General features: G+C 58.6%; 12 protein-coding genes. 2 read left to right on the forward strand and 10 right to left on the reverse strand.

Going from position 1 to position 9,378, the window contains the following annotated elements; all coding sequences use genetic code 11:
• The first annotated feature begins 559 nt into the window (after positions 1 to 559).
• Together FA740_RS18620 and FA740_RS18625 are read left to right on the forward strand one after the other, a co-directional pair.
• The gene (locus tag FA740_RS18620) at positions 560 to 988 is read left to right on the forward strand and encodes a hypothetical protein (protein WP_136858305.1); all 429 of its coding nucleotides are present in this window, start codon (positions 560 to 562) and stop codon (positions 986 to 988) included.
• 217 nt (positions 989 to 1,205) lie between these two features.
• Positions 1,206 to 1,781 (forward strand): L,D-transpeptidase, encoded by a 576-nt coding sequence (locus FA740_RS18625; RefSeq protein WP_136858306.1) that lies wholly within the window; start codon positions 1,206 to 1,208, stop codon positions 1,779 to 1,781.
• 250 nt (positions 1,782 to 2,031) lie between these two features.
• Here FA740_RS18625 and FA740_RS18630 read toward each other — a convergent pair whose 3' ends face one another.
• From FA740_RS18630 to FA740_RS18670, 10 genes are all read right to left on the reverse strand, one after another.
• Positions 2,032 to 2,232 carry a heavy-metal-associated domain-containing protein gene (locus FA740_RS18630; RefSeq protein WP_136858307.1) on the reverse strand — a complete coding sequence of 67 codons (201 nt, stop codon included), beginning with the start codon at positions 2,230 to 2,232 and terminating at the stop codon, positions 2,032 to 2,034.
• A gap of 21 nt (positions 2,233 to 2,253) precedes the next feature.
• Entirely contained in the window at positions 2,254 to 4,587 is a 2,334-nt protein-coding gene (locus FA740_RS18635; RefSeq protein WP_136858308.1) for a heavy metal translocating P-type ATPase, read from the reverse strand.
• 71 nt (positions 4,588 to 4,658) lie between these two features.
• On the reverse strand, positions 4,659 to 5,144 hold the full coding sequence (locus tag FA740_RS18640) for a DUF305 domain-containing protein (protein ID WP_136858309.1): 486 nt from the start codon (positions 5,142 to 5,144) through the stop codon (positions 4,659 to 4,661).
• Positions 5,145 to 5,307: 163 nt separating this feature from the next.
• Positions 5,308 to 6,069, reverse strand: coding sequence for a MauE/DoxX family redox-associated membrane protein (locus tag FA740_RS18645; protein WP_136858310.1), 762 nt, complete (start codon positions 6,067 to 6,069; stop codon positions 5,308 to 5,310).
• 9 nt (positions 6,070 to 6,078) lie between these two features.
• Entirely contained in the window at positions 6,079 to 6,534 is a 456-nt protein-coding gene (locus FA740_RS18650) for a DUF411 domain-containing protein (RefSeq protein ID WP_231558913.1), read from the reverse strand.
• Positions 6,531 to 6,992 carry a Cu(I)-responsive transcriptional regulator gene (cueR, locus tag FA740_RS18655; protein WP_136858311.1) on the reverse strand — a complete coding sequence of 154 codons (462 nt, stop codon included), beginning with the start codon at positions 6,990 to 6,992 and terminating at the stop codon, positions 6,531 to 6,533. The genes FA740_RS18650 and cueR overlap by 4 nt, the downstream gene beginning before the upstream one ends.
• 137 nt (positions 6,993 to 7,129) lie before the next feature.
• Positions 7,130 to 7,615, reverse strand: a complete 486-nt coding sequence (gene copM / locus FA740_RS20385; RefSeq protein WP_136858312.1) for a CopM family metallochaperone — start codon at positions 7,613 to 7,615, stop codon at positions 7,130 to 7,132.
• A 351-nt stretch (positions 7,616 to 7,966) separates the two neighbouring features.
• Positions 7,967 to 8,248, reverse strand: coding sequence for a copper-binding protein (locus FA740_RS19830; protein WP_211243758.1), 282 nt, complete (start codon positions 8,246 to 8,248; stop codon positions 7,967 to 7,969).
• A 17-nt stretch (positions 8,249 to 8,265) separates the two neighbouring features.
• Positions 8,266 to 8,745, reverse strand: a complete 480-nt coding sequence (locus FA740_RS19835) for a cupredoxin domain-containing protein (RefSeq protein ID WP_072298571.1) — start codon at positions 8,743 to 8,745, stop codon at positions 8,266 to 8,268.
• Positions 8,746 to 8,779: 34 nt separating this feature from the next.
• Positions 8,780 to 9,378: multicopper oxidase domain-containing protein (locus FA740_RS18670; protein WP_169306380.1), on the reverse strand; the 599-nt coding region annotated here is incomplete at its 5' end.

Below are 9,378 nucleotides of genomic sequence, written 5' to 3' on the forward strand. Positions count from 1 at the left end.
ATACATCAATGGCTTCTACAACCCGCGCCGCAAACACTCAGCCCTCGGCTGGAAATCACCCGTGGCCTTCGAGCAGAGGGCCGCTTAACATGAGCACCTGACCGGAACAGAAGCGGTGCAGGTCCAAGCTTCTACTCGAACATGGCGAAGATCCGCAGATGCGAGCACTTGCTGAAGAGATCATCGTCCCATAGGTCGGCGAAATTGAGCAGATGACCTCGTGGCTATTTGAGAACGCCAACTAGGCCCGCACGAGCAGCTTGGTACGAGTTGTGTGGCCACTTGATCCCGATAGTGCCATGGTCTTTTAAGCTTTCATCGCCTAAAGTCCCCTACTCCCTGAAGCAGCTTCGGAATGTGCCATGCACGCTGGTACTGCTAACAAACAAGCAGGCCTGCCGATCTACGAGATCGAAAGCAAATCTTACATCTGACCCCATTTCGGGAGATACTAGGGGTAATATGGCCGACAACCGCCACGGCGACGCCGCACCGAATGCCCGTTCATTGACAGGAATTGGGGAAAGTCGTGCCACTGATAGGACCAGAGCGTAACGGCATGCAAGCTTTACGCGCAGCGCTGATCGCAATCCCGCTCTTGGTGGTCGCGGCTACTGTAGGGGCATTCCTCATCTTCGGTCTGTCAAGCAACCGGGACGGAGTTAGCCCTAGGATTGCTACAGAAACAACCGTTGTGAGAGATGTTGACGGCAACCGGCTTATTTTAACGTTAGACGATGCACAGGTTGGAGACTTCGAAATCACCTTAATGTTCGAAAGCGACGACGGCAGCTACCATGCTACGCTTGTGCAACCAAGTGCTTCAATGACCATGATGGGCCACAATATGGGGGCCACTTTGGTACCCATGTTCCGCCGATCCGACGGCACTTGGAGCGGAACCGGCAGTTTTCCCATGAGAGGCCGGTGGCGCTTTCAGATCGTCTTCGACGGCGAAGCAGTTGAACTGGAACATACCGCTCGATGAAGGACTACAATATTAGGTAAAGAGCCCGCTCGGTAGGACCGCCCTGCAACATGCTCCGAACGATGTTATCCGCAGGTTAACTAGCTCAGCGCGCGGAATGGCCGCATCAGCTGTTGCAGATTACCCGCAGGTGCTTTGCGACGTTCCTGTGCTTGCTTGGTGGCGCGGTGCGAACCCGGTATACTCGGTTCAGAAAAAACGAGCATGAGGCATCAGAATGTCCACCCATCGTTTTAGTGACCGGCGAAGTTTTCTTCGCGGCTTGGCCGCAACAGGAGCGTTTCTGCCTGCAGCCGCCTATGCACAGGTGGCCGCTGACGCAGGGCCTGATCGCAACCAGTCGTCGTTCCGAACTCGGCATTGGCGCGACTTCTACCCTACGCTCGGCAAAGGCGTTTTGCTGGCCGACGTCACCTCGCGCGCGGTCCACTACTGGTCGGGCGACGAAAACATCCACTTCGTTTTCCCCTGCGCCATTCCTATGACCGATGAGCTGACCCGTCGCGGGCAGACCGAGATCGTCCGCAAAATGCCGAACCCGCCCTGGACGCCGACGCCGAGCATGCGGGAGAAAGATCCCACGCTGCCGCAGAGGGTCGAGGGCGGAGCGCCGGAGAACCCGCTTGGCAAGTTCGGCTTGTATCTTGCGTGGCCTGCCTACCTGGTCCATGGCACCCATGACACGCGCAAGATCGGTAGGCGCTCCTCGTCCGGCTGTTACGGGCTTTATAATGAACATGTAGAACAGCTTTATACAGTGGCCGAGGTAGGAACGAAGGTCACCGTATTCTGAGGGCCCGACTAAGAGTGGTGAAAGTCTCTAGTATCCGAGGTTCCCCTTTTCTCCGACGGCTTTAACCCACGGTTTCTGTGGCAGGTATGCCAAGCGCGGTGCAGCTCTTCATGACGGCACTGCAGATCTGAACCTCCGTGACCAGAGATGGTCGCAGGAGTTCGGACCGATTGCTAAGCCTTTTCAGTTGCAGCCGGCAATCGAGAAGATGCATAGCCTACAGGAATATCATCAACAGCTAACTAGTCTGTCATTTTGCCAGAGTCGCAGGGTATCCGGCTGCGGCCAGTGCTGCTTTGATATCGTCCGGCTTAGCCCGGCTGTCCAAAGTGATCCTTCGTGACGCCATGTCGAAATCGATCTGAGCCTCAGGGTCGATGGCATGGATGGTCTTTTGCACCGTTGCCTTGCAGTGGCCGCAGCTCATGTTGGGAATATTGAATGTCGTCATTTGTTTTTCCTTTTTGCTTTCTTACAGATCCACCCGCCGCAGGCGGAGGGCGTTGGTAATAACCGAAACGGAGGACAGGCTCATCGCCGCAGCTGCGATCATCGGTGACAGCAAAGTCCCGGTGATGGGGTAAAGCAGACCTGCCGCAATTGGCACGCCAAGCGCATTGTATGCGAAGGCGAAGAACAGGTTCTGCTTGATGTTGCGCAATGTCGCCCGCGCCAGCTTGCGTGCCCGGACGATGCCCATCAGGTCACCACCCAGAAGGGTTATCCCGGCGCTTTCCATGGCCACGTCCGCGCCCGTGCCCATGGCGATGCCGACATCGGCAGCGGCCAGTGCGGGCGCGTCGTTCACCCCGTCTCCCGCCATGGCGATCTTGTGTCCCTCGCGGCGCAACTGGTCGATCAGGTCTTTTTTGGCTTCCGGAAGGACACCTGCGCGGACTTCGTCGATGCCGAGCTTGCTCGCCACAGCCTGTGCCGTGCGCTCGTTGTCACCCGTCGCCATGATGACGCGCAGCCCCTGTGCGTGGAGTTCGCGGATCGCTTGCGCGGTACTTTCCTTGATTGGGTCGGCGACCGCCACGATGCCGGCCAGGGCACCATCGACAGCGATGAACATTGCCGTCTTGCCCTCGGCGCGCAGGGTATTGGCCTTCGCCTCGGCCGTGCCCGTGTCTAGTCCCATCTCCTGCATCATCGCCGCGTTGCCGAGCGCCACTACCCGTCCGCCAACCGTGCCGCGCACGCCTTTGCCGGTGACGGCTTCAAAATCCACTGCCTCTTGTCGCCCCGCGCCCTGCGCTTCGGCGCCTTCGACGATCGCTTCGGCCAGCGGGTGTTCCGAGCCGCGCTCGAGCGCTGCCGCCAGGGACAGCAAGTCCGCTTCGGCCACATCCGCGAGTGCCACGGTATCCGTCAGCTTCGGCTTGCCCATGGTCAGCGTACCGGTCTTGTCGACAATCAGTGTATCAACCCCCGCCATCCGCTCCAGCGCCTCGGCATCCTTGATCAGCACACCGGCCTGTGCGCCGCGCCCTGCCGCGGTGGTGATCGAAATCGGCGTGGCCAACCCAAGGGCGCAGGGGCAGGCGATGATCAGCACTGACACGGCCGAGGCGATGGCAAAGACCAGCGAGGGCTCGGGGCCGAAAATCAGCCAGACGACGAAGGCGAAGATTGCGATGCCGACCACCGTTGGCACGAACACTGCCGAGACCCGATCGGCCATCCCCTGGATCGGTGCGCGGGACCGCCGCGCGTTCGAGACCATCGCCACGATCTGCGCAAGAACCGTGTCGGCGCCGACCTTGCCCGCTTCGATCACGAGGCTGCCGTTCTTGTTGATCGTGGCCCCGGTCACTGCATCGCCTGAACTTTTCTCCACCGGCATCGACTCGCCGGTCAGCATGCTCTCGTCCAGGGATGAGCGGCCCTCGATCACTATGCCGTCCACCGGCACCGCATCGCCCGGGCGCACGCGGAGCCGGTCACCTTCCATGATGTTTTCCAAAGGCGCGTCATATTCCGAGCCATCCGGCAGGATACGCCGCGCGGTCTTTGGTGCGAGATCGAGCAGGGCTCGAATGGCATCCCCGGTACGTTCGCGTGCCCGCAATTCCAGAACCTGGCCCACGAAGACCAAAGCCACGATCACCACAGCCGCCTCGTAGTAGGTGCCGACACCATGACCCATTCGGTAGGCATCGGGAAATACGCCGGGCAGGAAAGTCGCGACGAGCGAATAGAGATAGGCCGCGCCCACGCCAAGACTGATCAACGTCCACATGTTCGGTGATCGGTTCAAAAGTGAATCCCGACCTCGCTTGAAGAACGGCAAGGCGGCCCAGAGGATGATCGGTGTCGCCAGGATGAATTCGAGATAGCTTGCGATTTCGTGGCCAATCCAATCCCGCACCGGCAGAGCGACCAATTCACCCATTGTCAGAATGACCAGCGGCACTGCGGCGGCTGCCGAAATCCACATGCGCCGTGTGAAGTCGGTCAGTTCCTCGCTCGGCTCGTCCGAGGGCAGCATCGGTTCGAGCGCCATCCCGCAGATCGGGCAGTCGCCGGGCACATCACGGACAATCTCGGGATGCATCGGACAGGTATACTGAGCGTTGGCCGGAGCCGCCTTCTTTTTTCCAGCTGCGCGGCCAGAGGCGTAGAACCAAGGATCTGCCTTGAACCTGGTCTTGCATTTCTCCGAGCAAAAATGAAACGTCTTGTCTCCAAACACCGCTCGATGTCCGTCAGGCTTGACCGCAACCGTCATCCCGCAGACCGGGTCCTTTGCCGTCTCGGTCCCCGCAGGGATGTCTGGCGACGCGTGATGATGATCGTGATCCATGTCTTGCCAACTTTCTACTGATGTTCTTCCATCTACGATGCCCGGCGAGTGACACCCTAATTTGACGTGATTCAGTTAGCCTCGACGCGGCGAGTGCCTGCGGGAGCGTCGCCATTCGCCTCGATATCGGCGATGTACCTTTTCATTTCTGCGATCTCGTTGCGCTGCGCCTCGATGATCGCGTCAGCAAGGTCCCGGACCCTTGGATCGGAAATATCCGCGCGCTCACTGGTCAGGATGGCGATGGAATGGTGAGGGATCATTGCCTTCATCCAGGCAAGATCCTCGACCGTCTCCTGGCTTCGCACCAGCCAGAGGGACAGAACAAATGCAAAACCGGCACCGACGAAGATCGCAATGTTTTTCTTCCGATCGGAATACATGCCCAACATGAAGGCGAGCATGATGACCGCCATGACCGATCCCATGTAAATCGCCATCCACATGCGGGTCTGCGAAAACGCGATGTGATCAATCGAATAGGTATTGAGGTACATCAGCCCATACATGACGATGGTGGAGGTCGCGATCATCGCGAAAAAGCGGCCATATCCCATGATATGTCTCCGTTTCTATTTTAGGCTTCTCTTGAAGCCGGAACATTGAGGCTGTGCCTCATGGTCGGAATGATCCATTTTCGTCTTCGGCTACAGGCTCAGTAGAACTTTTCACATGCAGCCGTTTGCGCTGCAAAGCGCGGCTCTCTATCGAATAGCGTGCTCAATGCCCGAGCATCGTAACCTTGATCAGCATCCAGACGGCCATCGCGATCATCATCAGGTTCTCGGTCAGCGAGACGAAGCCCAGGGGCACGTTGCTGTCACCACCGACGCAAGCGCATTTGATCTCTCGCTTGTCGACATAGACCGCCTTGTAGACCGACACGGCACCGATCGTACCGATGAACAGCGCGACCGGGATCGACAGCCACATCAGCGCGCCCGCAACCATCAGGATGCCCGCCAGGCCTTCGGCGAAGGGATAGACGTATCCGTAACGGACCCATCTCTGCGCGAGCAGATCATAGTTCAGGAACATCGTGGCAAAGCTTTCCACGTCTTTCAGCTTTTGCAGGGCCAGGAGACACATCGCGAAGGCCACGAACCATTCGGCCGCAGCAATGGTGATCAGCTGACCGAACGCCGCCCAACTGGTTGCCAAGGCCATGGCTGCCGCCATGGCGAACAGGGCGATCACTGGCCGGTAGGTCGTCGCGGTCTTGTCGCGGACGGTCTTTCCGAAGTGATGCCGAAGATCGTCATAGCCACCGATCCGCTGGCCGCCGATGAAGGTCTGCGGCGTGGTCTGGACGTCATGCCGCTCCTTGAAGGCATCGACCTCGGCACGGGTCGTCAGATGATGGTCCTCGACGCGATAGCCCTGACGATTCAGCAGATCGAGCGACTTGAGCCCGTAGGGGCACATGTGCTTTGTCATCACCATGCGGTGGAGGGTGGCAGTCCTGGACGCTGCAGGTGTCATGGGGAAACCTCAATACCTTGCGAAGACGCTGTTGCCGGAATCGCCCCAGAGAATGACCTCGAAAGGCTCAGAATGGCCGCCCATTTCCATGCCGGGCGAACCGATCGGCATGCCAGGAACGGCCAGACCACCCGCATCAGGGCGCTGATCCAGCAAATTGCGGACGGCATCAGCCGGAACATGGCCCTCGATTACATAGCCTTCGACGAGGGCCGTGTGGCAGGACCGAAGAGATTGAGGAACGGCGTGCTCATCCTTGAAGGCCTCGACGTCGTCGGTCAGGGTTTCTTCTACTGTGAAACCGCTTTGCCGCAGATGATCGATCCAGGCTCCGCAACAGCCGCAATCGGGTGATCGAACCACCGCGATTAGAGTGTCTTGGGATGTGGACACCGCCCCCAGCACCGATGTTGCGGGAATGAGGACCGCGGCGAGCGTTCCGATGAACAGGCGTCTGTCGATCACGATGTGATCCTTTCGTTGATGTTGGCGTGGGGACCGGCATGATTTGAGCGTCTGCCCGAGGCAGGGAATGCTTCCGTTTCCAGATTATGCAGGATCGGGCAGTCCGGGCGCTCGTCTCCGGCGCAGGATCGCACCAGCGTCTCCAACGTGTCGGCCATGTCCTGCAGGTGGGTAATCTTGTGGCGGAGATCCTGGATCCGGGCTTGTGCCAGTGCTTTGACATCGGCGCTACGCCGGTCGGTGTTACGCCACAGATCCAACAGGTCGGTGATTTCGCTGATCGAAAAACCCAGATCCCGCGACCGTGCAATGAACCGAAGCATGTGAACGTCTGAATCGGCGTAGTTGCGATACCCCGAGGTTGTACGCGCAGCTAGGGGGATCAACCCGGTCTGCTCGTAGTAGCGGATCATCTTGGCCGACACACCCGACCGGGCAGAGGCGTCTCCAATATTCATGGGCTGGGCTCCGTTCGTTGTGTGGAACAGATATGGGGCTTCCCATGATGGGAAGGTCAAGAACGGCCGCGGGGTTTTTTTCTGATGGTCTTTAGCAGAGAACCGCGCGGCATGATGCCGCGCGGTTCAAGGCAGGCTCAGTTCGCGTTATCAGCCAGCCAAGTGGTCATCTGCTCGATTTCACCGACCTGAGCGTCGATGATCTCCTGGGCCAAGGTCCGCATCTGCTCGTCCTCGCCATGCTCGAGAAGCACTTCCGCCATGTCTATGGCACCCTGATGGTGGGCAATCATCCCGCAAGCAAAGGCCACGTCGGCATCCTCGTTCATCATGCCGTCGTGCATGGCTGGCATCGTTACCATCATGCGACGCATGTTTTCCTGAACATGTTCCGGCATGGTTGCCAAATCCACGCCGCCCATACCCATCATGGCGCCCATGCCGTCAGACTGCGCATCGCCGCCCATCTGTGACCCGTCCATGCTTTCCGCGGGCATATCACTGGCGGGTGCAGCCATGGCGCACTGCTCAGGCATCTGGAATTCAGCGTCCTGAGCAAAGACGGGCGCAGTAAGGCTGGTCGCAGCAATCGCTGCGGCAATAAGGATCTTAACAGAACTCATCTTAGTCCTCCGTAAATTTGAGACATATGACGATGCTAAGCCTGTTCCTCAGAAAACTGAAACATGCATGACATCGTCAGGGCTCAACCCTGCCCTACCCAGTTCCTTTGAGGACATGATACGCCCTGCCGGAACAGGAATCGTATTCGTAGCCCGCGCAACAGAATCCGACCAGTCAGGCCTTTCCGGCGTATTGTCCACGGAAGCTGATGCTCCGCCCCCTGAGTTTGTGTTTGATCCTCTTGTGCTATGGTTTGCTTCTTCGGCATAACCGAAGCCTGCAGTGATACTGGCAACAGCCAGTACGGACATAAAAAGGTTTCTCATTTTAAGACCTCTGGGCTTTCTGATTTATTCCAGAATTTCGGTAATGGTCAGCTTGCCGTTCACACGGTCGGCGGCGAAGCGGATGGCGGCACCCTCACTCAGGCCCTCGAGCATTTCCGGCTCTGCAACCTGGAAGACCATCTTCATGGCCGGCATATCCAGGTTCTTCAGCTCCTCATGATCGACGGTCACCTTGCTCCATTGGGTGTCGATCTTGGTGACTGTCCCGTTGGTGATGTGGGTGTCCGCGAAGGCGCCTCCAGCAGAAAGGATCAGCGCAGCGGCAGTCAGTTGAATCAGTTTCATGGTCAGGTCCTCGCGGTTCAGGATTCGGTGACGTTCAGGGGGCCGTGCATGCCGGACTCGTAATGGCCCAGCATCAGGCAGGCGAATTCGTATTCGCCCTCGTTTTCGAAGGTCCAAAGGATCTCGCCGGTCTCGCCCGGCTGAAGACGGACCGCGTTCGGGTCGTCATGTTCCATCTCGGGAAACCTTGCCATCAGCTCCTTGTGCTCGGCATTGGCCTCGACGGTATCCATGACGAATTCATGTTCCAGCTCGCCATCGTTGGTAATGACCAGACGGACGGTTTCACCGGACGCAAAAGACAGTTCGGAAGGCTCGAAAATCATCGTGCCCTCTTCGGTCTCCCGCATCGAGATCTCGACGGATTTCATGTCTGCGGCGCCTTCGGCGGCCGGGGCCCCCATGGCATATTCGTCATGGCCGCCTTCATGGGTTCCGGCTGCAATAGCGAGGGCCGGGAAAAGGGTAATAGCAGTCACCAGCATCAACGATTTCATCACGTTTTCCTTTGTGTTGCTCGATAGGGTCAGATCAGCCCAAGCGCTTGCCGCCGCGCGGCGTCAGGATCGTCTCGGGGCTGTAGTTGCTGGCATGCTCGGGCAACTCGCCCGTCCATTCCCATGCCTGCGTACCGGGAGGGTTTTCATACCAACCCGGATCGGAATAGTCGTCAGGAGCGATGCCTTCGCGCACCTTCATGACAGAGAACATGCCGCCCATCTCCAGCGGACCATGCGGACCCCAGCCTGTCATCATCGGGATGGTGTTCTCGGGGATTTCCATGGACATCTCGCCCATGTCACCCATGCCTGCTGTTCCCATCGACATGTATCCGGGCTGGTGCCTGCGAACCATGTCGGTGACGCGGGTCTTGTTGGCGCCGATGATCGTGGGCAGTTCGTGACCCATGGCGTTCATGGTGTGGTGTGACTTGTGGCAGTGGAACGCCCAGTCCCCTTCATGAACGGCATCGAATTCGTAGGCACGCATCGCGCCTACCGGAATATCGATGCTGACCTCAGGCCAGCGGGCCTCCGGCCGGACCCATCCTCCATCCGTGCAGGTCACCTCGAAATCATAGCCGTGCATGTGGATGGGGTGATTGGTCATTGTCAGATTGCCGACACGCA

The sequence above is a fragment of the Paracoccus hibiscisoli genome, assembly GCF_005048265.1.
GTDB classification, from domain to species: domain Bacteria; phylum Pseudomonadota; class Alphaproteobacteria; order Rhodobacterales; family Rhodobacteraceae; genus Paracoccus; species Paracoccus hibiscisoli.

Excerpts from the sequence above, each read along its gene's own strand:
- FA740_RS18635 (WP_136858308.1), bottom strand. The coding sequence starts at position 4,587 with ATGGATCACGATCATCATCACGCGTCGCCAGACATCCCTGCGGGGACC.
- FA740_RS18645 (WP_136858310.1), bottom strand. The coding sequence starts at position 6,069 with ATGACACCTGCAGCGTCCAGGACTGCCACCCTCCACCGCATGGTGATG.
- FA740_RS18620 (WP_136858305.1), top strand. The coding sequence starts at position 560 with ATGCAAGCTTTACGCGCAGCGCTGATCGCAATCCCGCTCTTGGTGGTC.
- FA740_RS19835 (WP_072298571.1), bottom strand. The coding sequence starts at position 8,745 with ATGAAATCGTTGATGCTGGTGACTGCTATTACCCTTTTCCCGGCCCTC.
- FA740_RS18640 (WP_136858309.1), bottom strand. The coding sequence starts at position 5,144 with ATGGGATATGGCCGCTTTTTCGCGATGATCGCGACCTCCACCATCGTC.
- FA740_RS18625 (WP_136858306.1), top strand. The coding sequence starts at position 1,206 with ATGTCCACCCATCGTTTTAGTGACCGGCGAAGTTTTCTTCGCGGCTTG.
- FA740_RS18630 (WP_136858307.1), bottom strand. The coding sequence starts at position 2,232 with ATGACGACATTCAATATTCCCAACATGAGCTGCGGCCACTGCAAGGCA.
- copM (WP_136858312.1), bottom strand. The coding sequence starts at position 7,615 with ATGAGTTCTGTTAAGATCCTTATTGCCGCAGCGATTGCTGCGACCAGC.
- FA740_RS19830 (WP_211243758.1), bottom strand. The coding sequence starts at position 8,248 with ATGAAACTGATTCAACTGACTGCCGCTGCGCTGATCCTTTCTGCTGGA.
- cueR (WP_136858311.1), bottom strand. The coding sequence starts at position 6,992 with ATGAATATTGGAGACGCCTCTGCCCGGTCGGGTGTGTCGGCCAAGATG.